Raw genomic sequence first — 21,809 nt, 5'->3', positions numbered from 1 at the left:
GACGACGATGAGCAACGAGACTTCCATCGATCTCAAGCAGTGCGTCCTCGATGCCGTGCTCTCCGGGTTGATCGCCCTGGTGGTGTTCGGCCCCATCGTCGGCGTGGTCCTCGACGGCTACGGCTTCAACCTGCATTACGAGCGGGTCGGCTGGATCATCGCGATCGTGATGGCCGGGCGCTTCCTGCTCAGCCTCTACCTGCAGACCCGCGGCGGGCGCGCCGTGCTGGAGCGCTTCGAGGGGGCTGGCAGCGGCGTCCACGTCCTGCCGCCGGGCTACAAGACCCGCTTGCGCTGGATCGTGCCGCTGATCCTGGTGGCCGCGGTGATCTTCCCGTTCTTCGCCAGCAAGTACCTGCTGGCGGTGGTCATCCTCGGCCTGATCTACGTGCTGCTGGGCCTGGGCCTGAACATCGTGGTCGGCCTCGCCGGGCTGCTCGACCTCGGCTACGTGGCCTTCTATGCCATTGGCGCCTATGGCCTGGCGCTGGGCTACCAGTACCTCGGCCTGGGCTTCTGGACCGTCCTGCCGCTGGCCGCGCTGACCGCCGCGGTGGCCGGGGCGATCCTCGGCTTCCCGGTGTTGCGCATGCATGGCGACTACCTGGCGATCGTCACCCTGGGCTTCGGCGAGATCATCCGCCTGGTACTGAACAACTGGCTGTCCTTCACCGGCGGGCCGAACGGCATGCCGGCGCCGGCGCCGACCTTCCTCGGCCTGGAGTTCGGCCGCCGGGCCAAGGATGGCGGGGTGCCGATCCACGAGTTCCTCGGCATCGCCTACAACCCCAACATGAAGTTCCTGTTCATCTACGTGGTGCTGTTCCTGGTCGTGCTGCTGGTGCTCTACATCAAGCACCGGCTGACCCGGATGCCGGTCGGGCGCGCCTGGGAGGCGCTGCGCGAGGACGAGATCGCCTGTCGCGCGATGGGCCTCAACCATGTGCTGGTGAAACTCTCGGCGTTCATGCTCGGCGCCTCCACCGCGGGACTGGCCGGGGTGTTCTTCGCCAGCTACCAGGGCTTCGTCAACCCGTCCTCGTTCAACTTCTTCGAGTCGGCGCTGATCCTCGCCATCGTCGTGCTCGGCGGCATGGGCTCGACGGTCGGGGTGGTGATCGCCGCCTTCGTCCTCACCGTGGCGCCGGAGCTGCTGCGCAGCTTCGCCGACATCCGCGTGCTGCTGCTCGGGATACTCATGGTGGTAATGATGATCTGGCGGCCGCGCGGGCTGATCCGCATCAGCCGGGTGGGCTTCGCCCCGCGCAAGGGGGTGGCGCCATGAGCGACAAGATCCTCAGCGTCGAGCACCTGATGATGCACTTCGGCGGCATCAAGGCGCTCAACGACGTCAACCTCGACGTCGAGCGCGGTTCGATCACCGCGCTGATCGGCCCCAACGGCGCCGGCAAGACCACCGTGTTCAACTGTCTCACCGGCTTCTACAAGGCCACCGGCGGCAACATCCTGCTCAACACCCAGGGGCGCACCACCGACGTCATCCAGGTGCTCGGCGAGCCGTTCCAGCTGGACGACTTCGTCAAGCCGCCGCAACTGGGCAGTCGCCTCTACTACAAGATGTTCGGCGGCACCCACCTGGTGAACCGCGCCGGGCTGGCGCGGACCTTCCAGAACATCCGCCTGTTCAAGGACATGTCGGTGGTGGAGAACCTGCTGGTGGCGCAGCACATGTTCGTCAACCGCAACCTGCTCGCCGGCATCCTCAACACTCCCGGCTATCGCCGCGCCGAGAGCGAGGCGCTGGACCACGCGTTCTACTGGCTGGAGGTGGTCGACCTGGTGGACTGCGCCAACCGCCTGGCCGGCGAGATGTCCTACGGCCAGCAGCGGCGCCTGGAGATCGCCCGGGCCATGTGCACGCGGCCGGAACTCATCTGCCTGGACGAACCGGCCGCCGGCCTCAACCCGGCCGAGACCCACGCCCTGAGCAACATCGTCCGCTACCTGCGCGACCACCACGGGATCACCGTACTGCTGATCGAGCATGACATGGGCATGGTGATGAACATCTCCGACCACATCATCGTACTCGACCACGGCGACGTGATCGCCCGTGGCAACCCCGAACAGATCCGCCATGACGAGAAGGTGATCGCCGCCTATCTCGGTGCCGACGAAGAGGAGCTGTCATGAGCGCGGCGTTGCTGGAATTCCGTGAGGTGGACGTGTTCTACGGGCCGATCCAGGCGCTGAAGAAGGTCTCGCTGCAGGTCAACGAGGGCGAGACGGTGAGCCTGATCGGCGCCAACGGCGCGGGCAAGTCGACGCTGTTGATGTCGATCTTCGGCCAGCCGCGTGCGGCGGCCGGGCAGATCCTCTATCGCGGCCAGGACATCCGCCAGAAGTCGGCGCACTACGTGGCGTCCAACGGCATCGCGCAGTCGCCGGAAGGACGCCGGGTGTTCCCCGACATGAGCGTCGAGGAAAACCTGCTGATGGGTACCATTCCCATCGGCATGGACCACGCCGAGGAGGACATGCAGCGCATGTTCGAGCTGTTCCCGCGCCTGAAGGAGCGGCGCAACCAGCGCGCCATGACCATGTCCGGCGGCGAGCAGCAGATGCTCGCCATCGCCCGCGCGCTGATGAGCCGGCCGAAGTTGCTGTTGCTCGACGAGCCCTCCCTGGGCCTGGCGCCGATCGTGGTCAAGCAGATCTTCCAGACCCTGCGCGAGCTGGCCAGGAGCGGCATGACCATCTTCCTCGTCGAGCAGAACGCCAACCATGCGCTGAAGCTCTCCGACCGCGCCTACGTGATGGTCACCGGGGAAATCCGCATGAGCGGCAGCGGCGAAGAACTGCTCGGCAACCAGGAGGTGCGCAACGCCTATCTCGGCGGACATTGAGCGCGCCCTGCCCCGGCTGCCTGGCCGCCGGGGCGGGCGCTGCCCTGGAGCCACGGAGGAAACTCGACTTATGCACAGCCTGCGCTTTTTCAGCAACGCCGAGGTCGCCGAGCGCCTGGCTTATCCACAACTGATCGAGGCGTTGCGCATCGGCCTGGCCAAGCCTTGCAGCGCGCCGCTGCGCAACTGCCATGCCTTGCCGGCGCAGGCCTCGCTGCTACAGATGCCGGTGTGGCAAGCCGGCGCGGGGATCGGCGTGAAACTGGTGACGGTGTTCCCTGGCAATGGGGCGCGTGGCCTGCCGGCGGTGGCCGCGGTGTTCGCTCTGTTCGACGGCGAAGACGGTCGCCCACTGGCGTTGCTGGAGGCTTCGGAGTTGACCGCCCGGCGTACCGCCTGCAGCTCGGCGCTGGCCGCCGACTACCTGGCGCGGGACGATGCGCGGCGCCTGCTGGTGGTCGGCTGCGGAACCCTGGCTGCGCACATGGTGCGGGCCCACGCCTGCGTGCGCGACTATCGCCACATCGACATCTGGGGCCGCGATCCGGCCAAGGCCGCCGCGCTGGCCGCCCGGCTGCGCGAGGAGGGCTACCCGGCGCGAGCGGCCGACGGGTTGCGCGCGGCGGTGGAGGCGGCCGACTGCGTCAGTTGCGTTACCACCTCCCGCGAAGCGCTGGTACGCGGCGCATGGCTGAAGCCGGGCGTCCATCTCGACCTGGTCGGCGCCTTCCTGCCGTCCATGCGCGAGACCGACGCCCTGGCGGTGGCGCGCGCGCGGGTCGTGGTGGATACCCGCGCAGGCGCGCTGGAAGAGGCCGGCGACCTGTTGCAGGCGATCGCCGAAGGCGCCATCGGGCGCGAGGCGATATCCACCGAACTGCGCGACTTGCTGGGCGGGGCAGGGCGGCGCGGCGATCCCGGGGAAATCACCCTGTTCAAGTCGGTGGGTTATGCGCTGGAGGACCTGGTCGCCGCGCGCCGGGTTGTGGATAACGCCGCCTGAGGTTGTTCAGGATTTCTGTGCGGGGGCTTGTGGATAAGGTGGGTAAGAACCGCCAAACCCCTGAATCGGCGAGGGTTATGCGTGGCTGGTCAGAAAATGAACAGCGCTCGCGCCAGGTACTTATCCCCAACGCGTGGTCATCCCGCTGCCACAGTTGTTCAGGAAAACTGTGCGACGCCCTGTGGACAAGTTGGTGGCTGTTCGCTGCGGCCCAGGCACGGTGCGGGTTCCGCGAGGTTGGTCGTTTTTTGAGCAGACGCCTCGGCAAACTCGTGCGCAACTGTATGGCCAACCGGGCACGGCGAGGCTCTAGAATCCCCGGACATCGTTTTTCCGCCCCGTACGAGGAGATGCCCATGTCGTCCACCCTGTTCATCACCGGCGCCACCTCAGGCTTCGGCGAAGCCTGCGCCCGTCGTTTCGCCGAGGCCGGCTGGTCGCTGGTGCTCACCGGCCGTCGCGAGGAGCGTCTGCAAGCCCTGGCCGGTGAGCTTTCGGCGAAGACCCGGGTGTTGCCGCTGACCCTGGACGTGCGCGACCGCGCGGCGATGAGCGCGGCCGTGGACAACCTGCCGGAAGAGTTCGCCACCCTGCGCGGCCTGATCAACAACGCCGGCCTGGCGCTGGGCACCGACCCGGCGCAGTCCTGCGACCTGGACGACTGGGACACCATGGTCGACACCAACATCAAGGGCCTGCTCTACAGCACGCGCCTGCTGCTGCCGCGGCTGATCGCCCACGGCGCCGGGGCGAGCATCGTCAACCTGGGTTCGGTGGCCGGCAAGTGGCCCTATCCGGGTAGCCATGTCTACGGCGGCACCAAGGCTTTCGTCGAGCAATTCTCCCTGAACCTGCGTTGTGACCTGCAGGGCACCGGGGTGCGCGTGACCAACCTCGAGCCGGGGTTGTGCGAGAGCGAGTTCTCCCTGGTCCGCTTCGGCGGCGACCAGGCGCGCTACGACAAGACCTACGCCGGAGCCCATCCGATCCAGCCGGAAGACATCGCCGAGACCATCTTCTGGATCATGAACCAGCCCGCCCACCTGAACATCAACAGCCTCGAGATCATGCCGGTGAGCCAGTCCTGGGCCGGCTTCGCCATCCACCGCGAAAGCTGACCGGCGGAGGCGGCCGGGGCACGCTATGATGCCCCGGACGTCCCGATCGAATAAGCGAATTCCATGAGCAAACCGGGCCAACGCGTGCTGGCCGAGCTACGCAAGCTGATCGCTTCCGGCGAACTCGCCGCCGGCGAGCGCATCGTCGAGATTCCCACCGCCGAACGCCTGCAGGTCTCGCGCATGCCGGTGCGCATCGCCCTGCGTACCCTCGAGCAGGAAGGCCTGCTGTGCAAGACCGGGCGCGGCTACAGGGTGCGCGCGGTGACCCGCGAGGATATCGCCGGCGCGGTCGAGGTGCGCGGCGTTCTGGAAGGCCTGGCGGCACGCCAGGCGGCCGAGCGCGGGCTGTCCGCCGAGGCACGGGCGACCCTGGAGGAATGCCTGGCCGAGGGCGACCGATTGTTCGCCAACGGCCAGGTCCTGCTGGAGGAGCTGGAGCGCTACCAGCGCATGAACATGCGTTTCCACCGCACCATCATCGAGGCCAGCGGCAACCCGGCGATCGCCGTGGCGCTGGCGCGCAACGACCACCTGCCGTTCGCCTCGGTGAGCGCCCTGGCGGTGGATCGCGACAATCTCGAGCAGGAATTCCGCCGTTTCAACTTCGCCCACATGCAGCACCACGCGGTGGTCGACGCGCTGGTCAACGGCCAGGGGGCGCGCGCCGAGGCGATCATGCGCGAGCACGCCAACGCGACCCTGCGCTACGCCGACTACTTCGATCCGGCGCGGCAGGGTGTCACCGTGCTTCACGGCGACGTCGCCGCCGACTAGAGATCCAGCACCAGCCGTGGGCTGCGCGAACGCGAACAGCAGGGCGTGAAGCAATCGTTGGCGGCCTGCTCCTCTTCGCTGAGGTAGAGGTCGCGATGCTCCGGCTCGCCGTCCAGCACGCGGGTCAGGCAGGTGCCGCAGATGCCCTGCTCGCAGGAGGCCGGCAGGTCCACCCCGGCTTCGCGCAGGGCCGCCAGCACGGTCTGCCCGGCGGCGACCCGGATCAGCGCCCCGTTGCTCGCCAACTGCACTTCGAAGGTGCCGTCCGCACTGGCGTCTCGTGGCGCGGCGGCGAAGTGCTCGCGATGCAAGCGGGTTGCTTCCCAGCCCAGTTCGCGGGCGCTTTCTTCGATCCACTGCATGAAGCCCGCCGGCCCGCAAAGGTATAGCTGGGCGTCGCGCGGACTGGTCGCCAGCAGGGCGCGAAGGTCCGCGCGCCGGCTGCTTTCGCCGTGGTCGAAGTGGCAGTGCACGCGGTCGGCGAAGGCGCACCGGCCAAGGTAGTCGACGAAGGCCGCGCGCTCGCCGGAATGCGCGCAGTAGTGCAACTGGAAGTCGGCGCCATCGCGGGCCAGGCGTTCGGCCATCGCCAGCAGCGGCGTGATGCCGATGCCGCCGGCGAACAGCAGGCGCGGACCGGGCTCCGGCGACAGCGGGAAGAGATTGCGCGGCTCGCCGATGTGCAGCCGCTGGCCGACCCGCAGTTCGGCGTGCAGCGTGGCCGAGCCGCCGCGCGAATCGCGGCAGCGGAGTACGGCGATACGGTAGTGGCGCGGCCGTTCGGCGGGGCCGCAGAGGGAGTACTGGCGGACCAGGCCGTTGGGCAGGTGCAGGTCGATGTGTGCGCCCGGCTCGAAGGACGGCAGGGCCGCCCCGTCGGCCCGGAACAGTTCGAAGCTGTGGATATCCTGCGCCTCCAGGCGGATGGCGCCGACGATGACCTCGATCATGGCGAAGGCTCCCGTCAGGCCTGGGCGCGGTTGGGGGCGGCGGCCTGGCGCTCGTCCGCCAGCAGGCGCTCGATGATGCGCCGGGCCTGCACGCCGCCGGCGTCGATGTTCAGTTTCAGCAGGTCGCGCCGTGGATGGCGCAGCAGGTTGCGCTGCTGGCTTTCGAGCATTTCCAGGTCTTCGCCGAAGATCTTTCCCTGGCCTTCGCGAATGCTCTCGGTGAGCGCCTGGTCGTGGGCCTGGAAGTTGCGCGCCATGCCCCAGAAGTACCAGATGGAAGTGGCGCTCTCCGGGGTGATGAAGTCGACCACGATGCTCGCCGCCTTGCGCTCCGCCGGCGCCTGGTAGCCGCCGTGGCCGGCGTGGGCCACGCCGACCTCGATCAGCACGTGGCTGGGCGGCGTGAAGCGGCAGATCTGCCAGCGGTCCACCGCCACGTCGTCGGCCAGGCCGTTGCCGCGCAGAGCCATGCGCCAGAACGGCGGGGCCATGACATTCTGCATGTGGCGGCTGGTGATCACCTCGTCGCCTTCCACCCGCGTGGTCGGCGCGGCCTCGTCGATTTCCTTCTGGCCGATGCTGGACGCATGGACATAGGTCTCGTGGGTCAGGTCCATCAGGTTATCGATCATCAGGCGATAGTCGCAGTGGATGTGGTACAGCCCGCCGCCATAGGCCCAATCGGGGCTTTCCGCCCATTCCAGGCGGGGTATCAGCGCGGCGTCGGCCTGTTCTTCCGCGCCCGGCCAGACCCAGACGAAGCCGTGCCGTTCCTGCACCGGGAAGCGACGGATGCAGGGGAAGCCGCGGACCCGCTGGCCGGGCATCGCGCGGGTGCGACCGTCCTCGCCCATTGCCAGGCCGTGGTAGCCGCAGACCAGCACGCCGTCCTCGACGAAGCCCAGCGACAGCGGCGCGCCACGGTGCGGGCAGAAATCCTCGAGGGCCGCCACGCGGCCGTCCTCGCCTCGGTAGAAAACCATCGGCTCGTCGCAGATGCGTCGGCCGAGCGGCTTGCCGGCCAGTTCGTCGGGGGTGCAGGCCACGTACCAGGCGTTCTTCGGAAACATCGTCGGATCCTCTCGTTGTTTTTGTAATTGGATCCAATGATTCGCGAGGCAACTTTTCCAAGTCAACCGCTTCTGTACAAAAAATAATCTGTTCGATAGTCGCACATAAAAAACTTCAGGAATAAATTGCCAAATTATCTCGTTCCAGAGCCTTTCTCGGATTTCGCTGACAGTGGGATATCCACTGGCCATCCGTTTTCTTGTCGTCAAAATGGATCCAATAGGATTGCGGCATCGACGCAACGGTGCCAGGGTGCCTGCGCTTGCCGTGCCTACAACAACAAGAAAAAGGGTCTTCCCAATGATGGATTCCTGCATTCCCGCGCCTCGCTCCCGCCTGCCGTCGCTTCTTTCCTGTCCGCTCGGGGAGGGCCGCCCATGAACCGGGACTTGCGCCGCGCTCTCGACGACGAACCGATGCGTCCGTTCCAGTGGCTGGCGGTGGCTGTGTGTATCGTGCTCAACCTGATCGATGGCTTCGACGTGCTGGTGATGGCCTTCACCGCATCCTCGGTGGCCGCCGAATGGAACCTTGGCGGCGCCGAGATCGGCCTGCTGCTCAGCGCCGGCCTCTTTGGCATGGCCGCCGGCTCGCTGTTCATCGCGCCCTGGGCCGACCGCTGGGGGCGCCGCCCGCTGATCCTCGCCTGCCTGGCGCTGTCGGGCCTGGGCATGCTCGCCTCGGCGCTGAGCCAGGCGGCCTGGCAACTGGCGTTGCTGCGCGGGCTGACCGGACTGGGTATCGGCGGCATCCTCGCCAGCAGCAACGTGATCGCCAGCGAGTACGCCTCGCGCCGCTGGCGCGGCCTGGCGGTAAGCCTGCAGTCCACCGGCTACGCGCTCGGCGCGACCCTTGGCGGACTGCTCGCGGTATGGCTGATCGGCGCCTGGGGCTGGCGCTCGGTGTTCGTCTTCGGCGCTGGCCTGACCCTGGCGGTGATCCCGCTGGTCTGCCTGTGCCTGCCGGAGTCGCTGGACTTCCTCCTGGCGCGCCGGCCGCCGCGGGCGTTGCAACGGGTCAACGCGCTGGCCCGGCGCCTGGGCCGCGCGGCGCTCGCGGAACTGCCGAGCCCGCCCGGTGGCGGAGCGGAGCACGGTAGCCGCCTCGCCCGGTTGCTTTGCGTTGCCCAGCGACGTACCACGCTGCTGCTCTGGGCGCTGTTTTTCCTGGTGATGTTCGGCTTCTACTTCATCATGAGCTGGACGCCGAAGCTGCTGGTCGCCGCCGGCCTGTCCACCGCCCAGGGCATCACCGGCGGCACCCTGCTGAGCATCGGCGGGATCTTCGGTGCCGCCTTGCTCGGCGGGCTTGCCGCGCGCTTTCGCCTGGAACGGGTGCTGGCGCTGTTCATGCTGCTTACCGCCGCTCTGCTCGCGCTGTTCTCGCTGAGTGCCGGGCTGCCCGGCGCGGCCTTGCCGCTGGGACTGCTGATCGGGCTTTGCGCCAACGCCTGCGTGGCCGGCCTGTATGCCCTGGCGCCGAGCCTCTACGACGCTTCGGTGCGCGCCACCGGGGTCGGCTGGGGGATCGGCGTCGGTCGCGGCGGGGCGATCCTCTCGCCGCTGGTGGCCGGGCTCCTGCTCGACGACGGCTGGCAGCCGCTGTCCCTCTATGGGGCGTTCGCGGCGGTGTTCGTCGTCGCGGCCGCCGTGTTGCCGCTGCTCGGTGCGCGGCGTCGCGAGCGCTCGCCGACGCTGGGAGACGCTGCGTGAGGGCCGCCGGCGTTTCAGCGTTGGGCGGCGATGATCGCCTCGGCGATGGTGGTGCGGAACCAGTTCAGCGCCGCCGAGCGTTCGCTGCTCTCGTGCCAGTGCAGGGAGACGTCGAACGGCGGCAGGGTGAAGGGCAGTTCGAGCATGCGCATGCCGCCTTCGGCGACGAAGCGATAGGCGATCTGCGCCGGCAGGATGGTCAGCAGCTCGGTACCGGGAATGATCTTCGGCAGCACCGAGAAGTGCGGCACCCGCAGGCTGATGCGGCGCTGCACCTGCATGGCCTCGAGCACGTCCTCGGCGATGCCGTGGCCGGAGGTACGGGTCACCACGATGTGCCGCTCGGCCAGGTACTGCTCCAGGCTCAGGCTGTCGCCGATCCGCGGGTGGCGGTCGCTGAGCAGGCACACGTAGCGCTCGTGCAGGACCCGCTGGCTGCGCGCGCCGGGCACCGGCTGGCGGCAGATCGCCGCATCGACCTTGGCGCTGCTCAGCCAGGCGCCGACCTCGTCCACCTGCAGCGGCAGCACTTCCACTTCGGCGAACGGCGCGTCGCGGGTCAGGCGTTCGAGGATCAGCGAGAGGAAACCCACTTCGCCGAGATCGGTGAGGGCGATGCGGAAACGTCGCTCGGTGGTCGCCGGATCGAAGTGGCGAACGCTCTGTACCGCGCCCTCGATGCGCGTCAGCGACTCGCGGAAGGTGCCGTAGAGCTGCTCGGCGACGAAGGTCGGCTGGATGCCGTCGCGGGTGCGGGTGAACAACGCGTCGTCGAACAGTTCGCGCAGGCGCGCCAGGGCGTAGCTCACCGATGGCTGGGTGACGAACAGGCGCTCCGCGGCGAGGGTCACGCTGCCGGCTTCGTAGAGGGTGACGAAGGTGCGGATCAGGTTGAGATCGATCGGACTCATATAGACCAGTTCTATTTTTTATAGAAAGAGTATCGATTTGATTGATTATCGAGCGGCTGCAACAGTAGCGCAAATCCAGGAAACGAGCTTGAAGGCCTGCATGAAAACCGTCCATTCCGCGTCTTACGAGATCCTCCGTCGCCACGGCCTGACCACCGTCTTCGGCAACCCCGGCTCCAACGAGCTGCCGTTCCTCAAGGACTTCCCCGAGGATTTCCGCTACATCCTCGGCCTGCACGAGGGCGCGGTGGTCGGCATGGCCGATGGCTTCGCCCTGGCCAGCGGCCGCCCGGCCTTCGTCAACCTGCATGCGGCGGCTGGCACCGGCAACGGTATGGGTGCCCTGACCAACGCCTGGTACTCCCATAGCTCCCTGGTCATCACCGCCGGGCAGCAGGTGCGCTCGATGATCGGGGTCGAGGCGATGCTCGCCAACGTCGATGCCGGACAACTGCCCAAGCCGCTGGTGAAATGGAGCCACGAGCCGGCCTGCGCCCAGGATGTACCGCGCGCGCTGAGCCAGGCGATCCAGACCGCCAGCCTGCCGCCGCGGGCGCCGGTGTACCTGTCGATTCCCTACGACGACTGGGCGCAACCGGCGCCGGCCGGCGTCGAACACCTGGCTGCGCGCCAGGTCAGCGGCGCCGCGCTGCCCGCGCCGGCATTGCTGGCCGAACTCGGCGAGCGCCTGTCGCGCTCGCGCAACCCGGTGCTGGTGCTCGGTCCGGACGTCGACGGGGCGAATGCCAACGGCCTGGCCGTGGAACTGGCGGAGAAGCTGCGGATGCCGGCCTGGGTCGCGCCGTCGGCCTCGCGTTGTCCGTTCCCCACCCGCCATGCCTGCTTCCGCGGCGTGCTGCCGGCGGCCATCGCCGGGATCAGCCGGCTGCTGGACGGCCACGACCTGATCCTGGTGGTCGGCGCGCCGGTGTTCCGCTATCACCAGTTCGCCCCCGGCGATTACCTGCCGGCCGGCGCCGAGCTGGTGCAGGTCACCTGCGATCCCGGCGAAGCGGCACGGGCGCCGATGGGCGACGCGTTGGTCGGCGACATCGCGCTGACCCTCGAGGCACTGCTCGAACAGGTCCGCCCCAGTGCGCGGCCGTTGCCCGAGGCGCTGCCGCGACCGCCGGCGCTGGCCGAGGAGGGCGGACCGCTGCGTCCGGAAACCGTGTTCGACGTGATCGATGCGCTGGCGCCGCGCGACGCCATCTTCGTCAAGGAGTCGACTTCCACCGTGACCGCCTTCTGGCAGCGCGTGGAGATGCGCGAGCCGGGCAGCTACTTCTTCCCGGCCGCCGGCGGCCTCGGCTTCGGCCTGCCGGCGGCGGTTGGCGCGCAACTGGCGCAGCCGCGGCGGCAGGTGATCGGGATCATCGGCGACGGCTCGGCCAACTACGGCATCACCGCGCTCTGGAGTGCCGCGCAATACCGCGTGCCGGCGGTGTTCATCATCCTCAAGAACGGTACCTACGGCGCCCTGCGCTGGTTCGCCGGGGTGCTCGAGGTGCCCGATGCGCCGGGGCTCGACGTGCCCGGCCTGGACTTCTGCGCGATCGCCCGCGGCTATGGCGTCGAGGCGCTCCACGCGGCCACCCGCGAAGAGCTGGAAGGTGCCTTGAAGCATGCCCTGGCCGCTGATCGCCCGGTTTTGATCGAGGTGCCGACGCAAACCATCGAACCCTGATGTTCCACGGCGCCGCCCCATGCCAGAGTGGGCGGTGCCGACCGACGCCCGCGTGCGCCCATAACAAGAACAAGAGAGAGGTTGGTATGAACAGGCAATCCGCTGCGGCGGTGATCGACGCTGCCCGCTTTAACCGTACTCACTGGCTGATCCTCGGCTGGGGGTGTTTCATCATGCTGTTCGACGGCTACGACATGGTCATCTACGGCTCGGTGGTGCCACGCCTGATGCAGGAGTGGCAGCTGAGCCCGGTGCAGGCCGGCACCCTCGGCAGTTGCGCGCTGTTCGGCATGCTCTTCGGCGGCACCCTGCTGGCGCCGCTGGCGGACCGTTTCGGCCGGCGCCGCCTGGTGATCGCCACCACCCTGCTGGCGAGCCTCGCCGCCTTCCTCACCGGGCACGCCCGCGACCCGCTGGAACTGGGCGCCGGACGCTTCTTCACCGGCCTGGCACTGGGCGCGCTGGTGCCCAGCGCGATCAACCTGATCAGCGAATTCGCCCCGGCCGGGCGGCGCAGCACCCTGGTCACGGTGATGTCGGCCTTCTACTCGGTGGGCGCGGTGCTCTCGGCGCTACTGGCGATCGCCATGATCCCCGCCTGGGGCTGGCAATCGGTGTTCTACGTGGCGGTGCTGCCGGTGCTGGCGGTGCCGCTGATGTTGCGCTGGTTGCCGGAGTCGGCGGCGTTCCTCGAACTCAAGGGCCGCCGCGCCGAACTGGACGCGCTGCTGCGCAAGGTCGATCCCGACTACCGGCCCGGCGCCGAGCGGGCGAACGCTGTCGCGGCCGAAGCGCCGAGCGGACGGGTCGCCCAGTTGTTCGAGGGGCGCCAGGCAGTGGGCACCCTGCTGCTGTGGGTGGCCTTCGCCATGTGCATGCTGATGAGCTACGGGCTCAACACCTGGTTGCCGAAACTGATGGCCGGCGGCGGCTACGCCCTCGGTTCGAGCCTGGCGTTCCTCGTCACCCTGAATGTCGGGGCGACCCTCGGTGCGTTGTTCGGCGGCTGGCTGGCCGACCGCCTCGGCGCCGGCCGCACCCTGGTGCTGTTCTTCGCCCTGGCCGCGGCCTCCCTGGCGGCCCTCGGCCTGGGGCCAGGCCCCTGGCTGCTCAACGGCCTGCTGGTGGTGGCCGGCGCCACCACCATCGGCACCCTGGCGGTGATCCATGCCTACGCCGCGCAGTTCTATCCGGCCTGGGTGCGCTCCACCGGGGTCGGCTGGGCCGCCGGCGTCGGCCGCCTCGGCGCCATCGCCGGGCCGATGCTCGGCGGCAGCCTGCTGGCCCTGGAGCTGCCGTTCCAGCAGAACTTCCTGGCCTTCGCCGCGCCCGGCGTGATCGGCGCGCTGGCGATCGCCTGCATCCACCTGCGGCCGCGCGTGCCGGCGGAAGCGTCCGTCGACGCGACGGCGAAGAAACCCCTGTGATTTTCGAAAGAGGAGAAGAGCGATGAGCGATTCCCGTTATACCGACCTCGGTCTCCAGCCCCTGGCCGGCGAGTGGCGCCACGGCCGGGCCGGCCGCCGGCTGAAGGTGAGCAACCCGTTCGACGGCAGCCTGCTGCTGGAGATCGAGCAGGCCGACCGCGACGACCTCGATGCCGCCTACGCCAAGGCCGCCGAGGTCCAGCCGGCATGGGCCGCGCTCGGGCCCTCGGCACGCGCGGCGGTACTGTACAAGGCGGTGGAGGTGTTCGACCGCCGCCACGAGGAGATCGTCGACTGGATCATCCGCGAGTCCGGCAGCACCCGCCTGAAGGCCGAGATCGAATGGGGCGCGGCGCGCGCGATCACCCTGGAGTCGGCGTCGTTCCCGGCACGGGTGCACGGGCGCATCGTCGAGTCCGACGTGCCGGGCAAGGAAAGCCGGGTCTACCGCAGCGCCATCGGCGTGGTCGGGGTGATCAGCCCGTGGAACTTCCCGCTGCACCTGACCCAGCGTTCCATCGCCCCGGCCCTGGCGCTGGGCAACGCGGTGGTGGTCAAGCCGGCCAGCGACACGCCGGTCTGCGGCGGACTGCTGCTGGCGCGGATCTTCGAAGAGGCCGGGCTGCCGGCCGGGCTGTTCAGCGTGGTGGTCGGCCCCGGCAGCGAGATCGGCGACGCCTTCGTCGAGCACCCGGTGCCGGGCCTGGTGACCTTCACCGGATCGACCCCGGTGGGCCGCAACATCGGCCGCATCGCCAGCGGCGGCGCGCACCTCAAGCACGTGGCGCTGGAGCTGGGCGGCAACAGTCCGTTCGTGGTGCTCGGCGACGCCGATCTGGAGCAGGCGGTGAATGCCGCGGTGTTCGGCAAGTTCCTCCACCAGGGGCAGATCTGCATGGCGATCAACCGCATCATCGTCGAGGACAGCCTCTACGACGCTTTCGCCGCGCGCTTCGTCGAGCGGGTCAAGGGCCTCCGGGTCGGCGATCCGCAGCGCGCCGATACCGCGGTCGGGCCGATCGTCAACGCGCGCCAGCTCGAAGGCCTGCTGGAAAAGATCCGCCTGGCCCGCCAGGAAGGCGCCAAGCCGCTGTACGAGGGCGGCGTCGATGGGCAGTTGCTGGCTCCGCACGTATTCGGCGAGGTCACCGCGACGATGGAGATCGCCCGCGATGAAATCTTCGGCCCGCTGGTCGGCCTGCTCCGCGCGCGCGACGAGGCGCATGCGCTGGAGTTGGCCAACGCCAGCGAATACGGGCTGTCCAGCGCGGTGTTCAGCCGCGACCTGGAACGCGCGGTGCGCTTTGCCCGCCAGCTTCGCGCGGGGATGACCCACGTCAACGACATTCCGGTGAACGACGAGGCCAACGCGCCCTTCGGCGGCGAGAAGAACTCCGGGCTTGGCCGCTTCAACGGCGACTGGGCCATCGAGGAATTCACCACCGACCACTGGATCAGCGTGCAGCACGCGCCGCGCCAGTTCCCGTTCTGACCCTGGCGGCGGGGCCCGCGCCCCGCCGCTGACCCGACCGTCGTCACCAGGTGGCCCGCAGAGGCTGCCGGGGCCCGGTCGTCCCTGAAAAACGGAGCACAATAACAATGAAAATCCGTCGTAAAACCGCAGTCCCGCGCAACGCAGGGGCGGTCCTGCCGATGCTCGCCTGTCTTGCCGCGCAAGCTGCCGAGGGCGGCTTCCTGGAGGATGCGAAGACCGACCTGGTCCTGCGCAACTATTACTTCAACCGCGATTTCCGCGACCACGATGCCGGCAAGAGCCTGGTGGACGAGTGGGCGCAGGGCTTCATCCTCAAGTTCAGTTCCGGCTATACCCCGGGCACGGTCGGCGTCGGCCTCGACGCCATCGGCCTGTTCGGCGTGAAGCTGAACAGCGGACGTGGCACCAGCAATTCCGAGCTTCTTCCGTTGCACGATGACGGTCGCGCGGCGGACAACTATGGGCGTGTCGGCGTGGCCGCCAAGCTGCGCGTTTCGGCCAGCGAACTGAAGATCGGCGAGATGCTCCCGGACATTCCGCTGTTGCGCTACGACGACGGACGCCTGCTGCCGCAGACGTTCCGCGGCTTCGCCGTGGTTTCCCGCGAGCTGCCGGGCCTGGCCTTGCAGGCCGGACGCTTCGACGCGGTGAGCCTGCGCAATTCGGCGGACATGCAGGACCTGTCGGCCTGGAGCGCGCCGACGCAGAAATCGGACGGTTTCAACTACGCCGGCGCCGAGTACCGCTTCAACCGCGAGCGCACCCAACTGGGTCTGTGGCACGGGCAACTGGAGGACGTCTACCGGCAGAGCTACGCCAACCTGCTGCACAAGCAGCGTGTCGGCGACTGGACCCTGGGCGCCAACCTCGGCCTGTTCGTCGACCGCGACGACGGCGCCGCGCGCGCCGGCGAGATCGACAGCCACACCGTCTACGGCCTGTTTTCCGCCGGCATCGGCCTGCACACCTTCTACCTTGGCCTGCAGAAGGTCGGCGGCGACAGCGGCTGGCAGTCGGTCTACGGCAGCAGTGGGCGGAGCATGGGCAACGACATGTTCAACGGCAACTTCACCAACGCCGACGAACGCTCCTGGCAGGTTCGCTACGACTACGATTTCGTCGGCCTCGGCTGGCCCGGCCTGATCGGCATGGTCCGCTACGGCCATGGCTCGAACGCCACCACCAAGGCCGGTAGCGGTGGCAAGGAATGGGAGCGCGATGTCGAACTCGGCTACACCGTGCAGAGCGGTCCGCTGGCGCGGCTCAACGTGCGCCTCAACCACGCCAGCAACCGACGCAGCTTCAACAGCGACTTCGACCAGACGCGGCTGGTGGTGAGTTACCCGTTGTCGTGGTGACGGACGCTGTCTCGCCGCTCCTCCGGACAGTTCCGGAGGGACGGGGAGCGGGAGGCCCGGTGCTTCGGCGGATAGCCGCTGGGCGGTTATCCGCCCTACCGGAGCGGCGCTCCGCCGACAACGCCTGGAGGGGGAGAGGGAGGCTCAGAACTTCGCCTGCATCCCCACCCGCAGGGTACGCCCGGGCGCGGGCATGAAACTCTGTGCCAGCGGGTCGAGGTAATAGCGGTCGGTGAGGTTCTGCAGCGAGGCATTCAGTTCGGTGTGCTCGAACAGCTTGTACTTGAGGAACAGGTCGAACAACTGCACCGAGCGGTACTCGATCTGCGGTGTGGTGGCGCCGACCTGCCAGGGCTTGTCCGCCGTGGCGGTGGGGCCGGAGGTATAGGTCATGCGTCCGCCCAGGGTCAGGGCCTGGTCGAAGAAGCGCAGGCCGGCGGTCAGGTTGGTCGCCAGCCGCGGCGGGTTCTGCGTGTTGGTATAGGAGCCCATGAAGCTGCCCGGGGTGCAGTTCGGCGTGTTCTCGGTGCGCTGGTAGCGGTTGGCGCCGGCGCGCAGCCTGGCGGCGAAGGCGGCGTCGCAGGTCTCGGTCTTCAGGTAGTAGGTCGCCGACAGGTCGGCGAACACCCGCCCTGCGTCGTAGTGCGATTGCAGTTCGAGACCGCTGGTGCGGTAGCTGTCGGTGTTGCTGAAGGTCATCAGGCCCATCTGGCCCGGATCGTAATAGCGGGTGATGTAGTTCTTGATGGTGTTGTTGAAGTAGGCCAGCTTGATCGCCGCCGAGTCGCCGTCGGCCAACAGGCTGTCGCGCAACGCGCTGGCACCGATCTCCCAACTGCGCGAACGCTCGGGCTTGAGGTCCTTGCCCGGCTCGACCTGGAGGGTGCCCTGGCTGGTCTCGAACAGCGATGGCAGGCGCAGGCCTTCGGTGTAGGAGGCGTAGACGAAGGTATCCGGGGCCAGCTCGAAATTGATCCCGAATGCCGGCGAGAAACCGCCGCCGCGGCTGCTGCCCTTCTTGCTGTAGTTGTAGCCGGTGACCACGTTGGTGACCCGCGAGGGATGGACCGTCACGTTGGCCGGGCCGAACTCGTCGAAGGGAATGCCTTCGAACGGATTGTTGGTGTTGTTGGTGACGATGCCGTTGTTGAGGCGCGGATCGGTGGCGTTGGTGTACTGGCCGTTCTGGTCGGGGAACCACATCATCGAGCCGTAGTAGCCGGGCCTGCTCACCGTGATGAAGCGCATGTCGCGATCCTCGCGCCGCGGCGAGGCGGAGATGCCGTTGTCCTTGCTGTTGAAGTGGCTGTAGCGGCCGCCGCCCCATAGCGTCAGGCGCTCGACCGGCTTGAACTCGAGCTTGCCGTTGAGGCCGTATTCCTGGCGGGTGGCGTCCCTCAGGGTACGGTTGGCGTTGATGTCGTGGAGGGTGGTGACCACGCTTTTCTGCGGCTGGATGTCTTCGACCTGGAACGAGCCGCCGAGGTCGAGCTTGAAATCGCCGAAGTCGGTTTCGAAGCGCGCCACGTTGTTCAGGTCGCCGCCGATGCGCCGGTTGTCCTGGCGCGTCCAGTTGCGATCGGAGCGATAGGCCTGGGAGCGCGGCGCCAGCACCGAGGTCAGCATGTCGCTCTTCGCCTCGGTCATCCACAGTCCGGTGCTGAGGTCCACCAGCGGATTGTTCTCGGGCAGGTAACGGTAGCGTGCGGTGTAGGTGTCGATCTTCACTTCGCTCAATGGGTACTGGTAGATGCCGGCGGTGCCGAAACGGAAGATGTCCGACGGCATGATCTCCCCGGTGCGCCCGTCGTAGCGACGATAGCCGAGGTCCAGGGTGTGCTCGTCGGCGATGCGCCAGGTCGCCTTGAGCAGGTAGGACTCGGTCTCCGACGACGAGTTGAGCACTTCCTCTCCCGCGTTGTAGACCTTGGCTACGCTGCTTTCCTCGCGACCGTAGCGGTTGTAGACGCGATAGCGGTCCTGGCCTTTCTTGCCGGAAAAGTAGTTGCCCTGGTTGCGCTGCGCATAGGCGGCGACCAGGTCCAGATGCTCGTTGCGGTAGGCGAAGGCGGCGCTGCCGGACTTGGCCTGGGAGCCGAACAGGCTGCCGCGGTCATCGTGCGGCACGCTGCTGAGATTCTCGGTCTTCGAACTGGCGCTGCGGTGCTGCGGGGCGACGCCGTTGTTCCAGACGTCGCCGGTGAAGCGCACGCCGAGGTCCTTGCCGTCGACCAGGATGTCCTTGACGCCGATGGTGCGCATTTCCACGCTGCCGCCGATCGCGCCCGAGCGGGTCGAGGGACCCTTGTCGACGGTCACGCTGCTGACCAGGTCGGGATCGATGTAGCTGCGCTGCTGGGTGCCGGCGTAGCCGCGGTAGACGTCCAGCGCCTGCTCCGCGCCGTCGACCCGCACCGCCACCCGGCTCTGCCCCTGGATGCCGCGGATGTTGACGTCCAGCGCGCCACCGTTGCGGCTGTCGCCGACCTGTACGCCCGGGATGCCCTGGAGCAGGTCACCCACGGAAACCCGGCCGAAGCGGTCGATGTCTTCGCTGGAGAGGTACACCGACGAGCGTGGCGCGGTATAGGTTTCCTTCTGCGGATCGGCCAGCTCGGCGGCCGAGACCACCACCGGCGACAGGTCGGCCGGGGCTTCTCCGGACATGCGCGGCTCGACCAGCAGGTAGGCGCCGGAGGTTCCCGCCGCGACCTGCAGGCCGGTGTTCGACAGGACTCGCTGCAAGCCTTCCAGTACGCTGTAGCGACCCTTGAGCGCCGGCGCCGTGCGGCCGCGGGTCAGCTCGGGGTCGAAGGACAGCAGCAGGCCCGACTGGCTGGCGAAGGCGCCTAGGGAGGCGCCCAGCGAACCCGCCGGGATGTCGTAGCTGCGCGGCGTGGCGTCGTCCAGGCGGGTAGCCGCGCTGTGCTGGCCGACGCTCTGCGCGTGGGCCAGGCCGCCGCCGAGCAGGCCGGCGCCGACCGCCGACAGGCCGAGCAGGGCGCAGCGCAGGGCAAGGGTGAGCGGGGAGAGGCGCGACAAGGGACGCGCCAGGCTGGGGATAGGGCGTTGTAGGGACATGACTTCTTCGCTCGCAGGGTTGGCGCCCGTCATTGCGGGCTCTCATTCCCTCTGTCGCACGAGATCGGAAAAGGGATATTTCGGGTTCGGCGGGCCGGACGGAAAGGGTCGCCGGCATTGTGGTCAACGCAAAATTAGTGATAATAGTTTTCATTTGCGATTGAATCCAGCTGACTATTCCGATGAATGCGCCTCCGATGAATGCGCCGAGTTCCTGCCTGTCCGCGGACCGCGACGGCGTCGCCACGCTCTACCGTGAAAACCATGCCTGGTTGCGCAACTGGCTGGCCTACCGACTTCGCTCCTGGGGACGCGGCGTGGCCGACGACCTGGCCCACGACACCTTCCTGCGCATCCTCGCCAGCCGCGATGGCGGCCAGCGTGACGCGATCCGTCAGCCGCGCGCCTATCTCACCCGTATCGCCAACTGCGTGCTGGTCAGTTGGCGCCGTCGCCAATCGCTGGAACTTGCCTGGCTGGAGGCCCTGGCCACGCTGCCCGAGCCGTTGCAGCCGTCGCCGGAACAACAGAGCGTGATCGTCGAGACCCTGCACGAGATCGACGCGCTGCTCGACACCCTGCGCCCGCGGGTGAAACAGGCATTCCTGATGGCGACGCTGGACGGCATGAAGCAGAAGGACATCGCCCAGGCGCTGGGCGTCGCGCTGCCGACGGTGAAGAAGTTCATCCACCAGGCCTACGTGACCTGCCTGAGCCTGATGCCCGATGAATGACCGCGCTTCCCGCCGGGCGCCGCAGGCGGGCGATACGGAGCTTTCCGGGCCGCCGGCCGCCGAGGCGATCGCCCCGCAGGTGCTCAGGGAGACCGCCTCCTGGCTGCTGCTGATGCAGGAGGGGCCGCTGGCTCCGGCGCAGCAGGCCGAGCTGGAGTCCTGGCGCTCGCGCAGCCCCGAGCACCAGCGCGCCTGGCGGCGCGCCGAGCGTCTGCTGGCGAATATCGGTTCGCTGCCGCCGGCGCTGGCCCGGCGTGCGCTCGAGCGTCCGTCCGGCAGCGGCCGGCGCGCTGTCCTGCGCGGCCTCGCCCTGCTGCTCGGCGGCGCACCGCTGGTCTGGTGGGGATGGCGCGCGCAGGTCTGGCGCGACGGCTTCGGCGCCGACTACCTCACTGCCGTCGGCGAGCGGCGCGACCTGGTGCTGGAGGACGGCAGCCAGGTCGAGATGAACACCGACAGCGCGCTGGACGTGCGCTACGACGCCGGCCAGCGCCTGCTGCGCCTGTATCGCGGAGAGATCTACCTCCGCACCGCGGCGGATCGGCGCGAGCCGCCGCGGCCGTTCCTGGTGCGCACCGAACAGGGCCTGATGCGCGCGCTGGGTACCGCCTTCAGCGTCCGACGCGAGGGCGCAGAGACAGTGCTGGCGGTGTACGAAGGCGCGGTCCAGGTGCGTCCGGAGGGCGCCGCGAGCGCGGCGGATGGCCGGGTGATCGAGGCTGGCCAGCGGGTGCGCTTCGATCGCCAGCGGATCGGCGCCGTCGAGTCCGCCAGCGAGGCCGCGCTGGCCTGGCGCCAGGGCCTGCTGGTGGCCGACGACATGCCGCTGCGGCAGTGGGCGGGAGAACTGATGCGCTACGGCGGCGAGAGCATCGAGTGCGAGCCGTCGCTGGACCCGCTTCGTGTCTCCGGCACCTTTCCCGTCGACGACCTGCCGCTGGCCCTGGCGATGCTGGCACAGACCCATGGCCTGCGCCTCGTGCACCAAGGCCGACGGGTGCTGATCAGGCGCTGAGGGGAGGCGCGGCGGCTCAGCCGGCCAGCAACCAGACCCCGGCGCCCGCCGAGGCCAGCCCGGCGAGACGTACCAGGGGCGCGGCCGCCTGCGGCAGGAAGCGCACCAGCGCGTAGCCGGCGGCGTGCAGCGCGGCGGTGGCGGCGACGAAACCGAGCGCGTACAGCCAGGGGCTGGAGAGGGCCGGCAGCTCCAGGCCGTGGGCGACCCCGTGGGCCAGGGCGAACAGCGCGGTGGCGGCCATCGCCAGCGGCAGCGGCGGGCGCACGGCGAGGGCCACGCAGAGGCCGAGGGCGAGCACCGAGGCGGCGATGCCGGTCTCCATGAACGGCAGTTGCAGGCCCTCGAAGCCGAGCAGCCCGCCGACCAGCATGGTGCCGACGAAGGTGCAGGGCAGGGCGAGGCGCGCGGCTCCCTGTTGCTGGGCGGCCCAGAGGCCGACGGCGAACATCGCCAGCAGGTGGTCGAGGCCGGTGAGCGGATGGGCGAGGCCGGCGACCAGGCCGTGTTCGCCGTGGCCGGGGTGGGCGAAGGCCAGCGCCGGCGCGGCGAGCAGGGCGAGGGCGGCGAGCAGCTTGGGCAGTTTCATTGGCGGTTCCTTGT

Annotated in this window: 18 protein-coding genes; 13 read left to right on the top strand and 5 right to left on the bottom strand. The window is 68.6% G+C overall.

What is annotated here, in order from left to right; all coding sequences use genetic code 11:
- The first annotated feature begins 7 nt into the window (after positions 1–7).
- The 6 genes from livM (at position 8) to AC1RB9_RS25675 (ending at position 5,765) form a co-directional block, all read left to right on the top strand.
- On the top strand, positions 8–1,285 hold the full coding sequence (livM, locus tag AC1RB9_RS25700; RefSeq protein WP_003099983.1) for a high-affinity branched-chain amino acid ABC transporter permease LivM: 1,278 nt from the start codon (positions 8–10) through the stop codon (positions 1,283–1,285).
- Entirely contained in the window at positions 1,282–2,154 is an 873-nt protein-coding gene (locus AC1RB9_RS25695; RefSeq protein ID WP_003095566.1) for an ATP-binding cassette domain-containing protein, read from the top strand. The genes livM and AC1RB9_RS25695 overlap by 4 nt, the downstream gene beginning before the upstream one ends.
- Positions 2,151–2,867: an ABC transporter ATP-binding protein gene (locus AC1RB9_RS25690; RefSeq protein WP_003095563.1), complete on the top strand. Its 717-nt coding sequence runs from the start codon at positions 2,151–2,153 to the stop codon at positions 2,865–2,867. The genes AC1RB9_RS25695 and AC1RB9_RS25690 overlap by 4 nt, the downstream gene beginning before the upstream one ends.
- Positions 2,868–2,937: 70 nt before the next feature.
- Complete coding sequence (gene lhpI / locus AC1RB9_RS25685; RefSeq protein WP_003099980.1) at positions 2,938–3,870, top strand: bifunctional Delta(1)-pyrroline-2-carboxylate/Delta(1)-piperideine-2-carboxylate reductase; 933 nt, start codon at positions 2,938–2,940, stop codon at positions 3,868–3,870.
- A gap of 356 nt (positions 3,871–4,226) precedes the next feature.
- Entirely contained in the window at positions 4,227–4,988 is a 762-nt protein-coding gene (locus AC1RB9_RS25680) for an SDR family oxidoreductase (protein ID WP_003095557.1), read from the top strand.
- A gap of 63 nt (positions 4,989–5,051) precedes the next feature.
- Positions 5,052–5,765 carry a GntR family transcriptional regulator gene (locus tag AC1RB9_RS25675; protein WP_003099978.1) on the top strand — a complete coding sequence of 238 codons (714 nt, stop codon included), beginning with the start codon at positions 5,052–5,054 and terminating at the stop codon, positions 5,763–5,765.
- Here AC1RB9_RS25675 and AC1RB9_RS25670 read toward each other — a convergent pair.
- Positions 5,762–6,715, bottom strand: a complete 954-nt coding sequence (locus AC1RB9_RS25670) for a PDR/VanB family oxidoreductase (RefSeq protein WP_003457415.1) — start codon at positions 6,713–6,715, stop codon at positions 5,762–5,764. The genes AC1RB9_RS25675 and AC1RB9_RS25670 overlap by 4 nt on opposite strands.
- A gap of 14 nt (positions 6,716–6,729) precedes the next feature.
- Positions 6,730–7,785, bottom strand: coding sequence for an aromatic ring-hydroxylating dioxygenase subunit alpha (locus AC1RB9_RS25665; protein ID WP_003099966.1), 1,056 nt, complete (start codon positions 7,783–7,785; stop codon positions 6,730–6,732).
- A 378-nt stretch (positions 7,786–8,163) separates the two neighbouring features.
- On the opposite strand from AC1RB9_RS25665, the gene AC1RB9_RS25660 reads away from it, so the two are divergent.
- Positions 8,164–9,498, top strand: a complete 1,335-nt coding sequence (locus tag AC1RB9_RS25660) for an MFS transporter (RefSeq protein WP_003112297.1) — start codon at positions 8,164–8,166, stop codon at positions 9,496–9,498.
- A 14-nt stretch (positions 9,499–9,512) separates the two neighbouring features.
- Here AC1RB9_RS25660 and AC1RB9_RS25655 read toward each other — a convergent pair whose 3' ends face one another.
- On the bottom strand, positions 9,513–10,409 hold the full coding sequence (locus AC1RB9_RS25655) for a LysR family transcriptional regulator (RefSeq protein ID WP_003095545.1): 897 nt from the start codon (positions 10,407–10,409) through the stop codon (positions 9,513–9,515).
- 100 nt (positions 10,410–10,509) lie between these two features.
- On the opposite strand from AC1RB9_RS25655, the gene mdlC reads away from it, so the two are divergent.
- From mdlC to AC1RB9_RS25635, 4 genes are all read left to right on the top strand, one after another.
- The gene (mdlC, locus tag AC1RB9_RS25650) at positions 10,510–12,096 is read left to right on the top strand and encodes a benzoylformate decarboxylase (protein WP_003457401.1); all 1,587 of its coding nucleotides are present in this window, start codon (positions 10,510–10,512) and stop codon (positions 12,094–12,096) included.
- An 86-nt stretch (positions 12,097–12,182) separates the two neighbouring features.
- On the top strand, positions 12,183–13,523 hold the full coding sequence (locus AC1RB9_RS25645; protein WP_003112299.1) for an MFS transporter: 1,341 nt from the start codon (positions 12,183–12,185) through the stop codon (positions 13,521–13,523).
- A gap of 22 nt (positions 13,524–13,545) precedes the next feature.
- A complete protein-coding gene (locus tag AC1RB9_RS25640) occupies positions 13,546–15,015 on the top strand; it encodes an aldehyde dehydrogenase family protein (protein WP_003457398.1) in 1,470 nt (489 codons plus the stop codon).
- A 107-nt stretch (positions 15,016–15,122) separates the two neighbouring features.
- Positions 15,123–16,376 carry an OprD family porin gene (locus AC1RB9_RS25635; protein ID WP_003121137.1) on the top strand — a complete coding sequence of 418 codons (1,254 nt, stop codon included), beginning with the start codon at positions 15,123–15,125 and terminating at the stop codon, positions 16,374–16,376.
- A gap of 144 nt (positions 16,377–16,520) precedes the next feature.
- On the opposite strand, the gene AC1RB9_RS25630 is transcribed toward AC1RB9_RS25635, so the two are convergent.
- Entirely contained in the window at positions 16,521–19,457 is a 2,937-nt protein-coding gene (locus tag AC1RB9_RS25630) for a TonB-dependent receptor (RefSeq protein ID WP_277610310.1), read from the bottom strand.
- A gap of 197 nt (positions 19,458–19,654) precedes the next feature.
- Between AC1RB9_RS25630 and AC1RB9_RS25625 the strand changes: the two genes are divergently transcribed.
- A complete protein-coding gene (locus AC1RB9_RS25625) occupies positions 19,655–20,191 on the top strand; it encodes a sigma-70 family RNA polymerase sigma factor (protein WP_003457384.1) in 537 nt (178 codons plus the stop codon).
- Complete coding sequence (locus tag AC1RB9_RS25620; RefSeq protein ID WP_003457381.1) at positions 20,184–21,206, top strand: FecR family protein; 1,023 nt, start codon at positions 20,184–20,186, stop codon at positions 21,204–21,206. Before AC1RB9_RS25625 ends, AC1RB9_RS25620 begins: the two co-directional genes overlap by 8 nt.
- A 16-nt stretch (positions 21,207–21,222) precedes the next feature.
- On the opposite strand, the gene AC1RB9_RS25615 is transcribed toward AC1RB9_RS25620, so the two are convergent.
- On the bottom strand, positions 21,223–21,795 hold the full coding sequence (locus AC1RB9_RS25615; RefSeq protein ID WP_003116120.1) for a HupE/UreJ family protein: 573 nt from the start codon (positions 21,793–21,795) through the stop codon (positions 21,223–21,225).
- Positions 21,796–21,809 lie beyond the last annotated feature (14 nt).

This window comes from Pseudomonas sp. 20-5, assembly GCF_056782835.1.
Note: the sequence above shows the minus strand (reverse complement) of the source record. Positions and strands in the feature narration are given on the sequence as shown.

Bases quoted from the DNA above. Each gene is read 5' to 3' on its own strand.
- AC1RB9_RS25680 (WP_003095557.1), top strand. From the start codon at position 4,227: ATGTCGTCCACCCTGTTCATCACCGGCGCCACCTCAGGCTTCGGCGAA.
- AC1RB9_RS25615 (WP_003116120.1), bottom strand. From the start codon at position 21,795: ATGAAACTGCCCAAGCTGCTCGCCGCCCTCGCCCTGCTCGCCGCGCCG.
- AC1RB9_RS25665 (WP_003099966.1), bottom strand. From the start codon at position 7,785: ATGTTTCCGAAGAACGCCTGGTACGTGGCCTGCACCCCCGACGAACTG.
- AC1RB9_RS25640 (WP_003457398.1), top strand. From the start codon at position 13,546: ATGAGCGATTCCCGTTATACCGACCTCGGTCTCCAGCCCCTGGCCGGC.
- AC1RB9_RS25620 (WP_003457381.1), top strand. From the start codon at position 20,184: ATGAATGACCGCGCTTCCCGCCGGGCGCCGCAGGCGGGCGATACGGAG.
- AC1RB9_RS25670 (WP_003457415.1), bottom strand. From the start codon at position 6,715: ATGATCGAGGTCATCGTCGGCGCCATCCGCCTGGAGGCGCAGGATATC.
- AC1RB9_RS25625 (WP_003457384.1), top strand. From the start codon at position 19,655: ATGAATGCGCCGAGTTCCTGCCTGTCCGCGGACCGCGACGGCGTCGCC.
- AC1RB9_RS25630 (WP_277610310.1), bottom strand. From the start codon at position 19,457: ATGTCCCTACAACGCCCTATCCCCAGCCTGGCGCGTCCCTTGTCGCGC.
- lhpI (WP_003099980.1), top strand. From the start codon at position 2,938: ATGCACAGCCTGCGCTTTTTCAGCAACGCCGAGGTCGCCGAGCGCCTG.
- AC1RB9_RS25695 (WP_003095566.1), top strand. From the start codon at position 1,282: ATGAGCGACAAGATCCTCAGCGTCGAGCACCTGATGATGCACTTCGGC.
- AC1RB9_RS25645 (WP_003112299.1), top strand. From the start codon at position 12,183: ATGAACAGGCAATCCGCTGCGGCGGTGATCGACGCTGCCCGCTTTAAC.
- livM (WP_003099983.1), top strand. From the start codon at position 8: ATGAGCAACGAGACTTCCATCGATCTCAAGCAGTGCGTCCTCGATGCC.
- AC1RB9_RS25635 (WP_003121137.1), top strand. From the start codon at position 15,123: ATGAAAATCCGTCGTAAAACCGCAGTCCCGCGCAACGCAGGGGCGGTC.
- mdlC (WP_003457401.1), top strand. From the start codon at position 10,510: ATGAAAACCGTCCATTCCGCGTCTTACGAGATCCTCCGTCGCCACGGC.
- AC1RB9_RS25675 (WP_003099978.1), top strand. From the start codon at position 5,052: ATGAGCAAACCGGGCCAACGCGTGCTGGCCGAGCTACGCAAGCTGATC.
- AC1RB9_RS25655 (WP_003095545.1), bottom strand. From the start codon at position 10,409: ATGAGTCCGATCGATCTCAACCTGATCCGCACCTTCGTCACCCTCTAC.
- AC1RB9_RS25660 (WP_003112297.1), top strand. From the start codon at position 8,164: ATGAACCGGGACTTGCGCCGCGCTCTCGACGACGAACCGATGCGTCCG.
- AC1RB9_RS25690 (WP_003095563.1), top strand. From the start codon at position 2,151: ATGAGCGCGGCGTTGCTGGAATTCCGTGAGGTGGACGTGTTCTACGGG.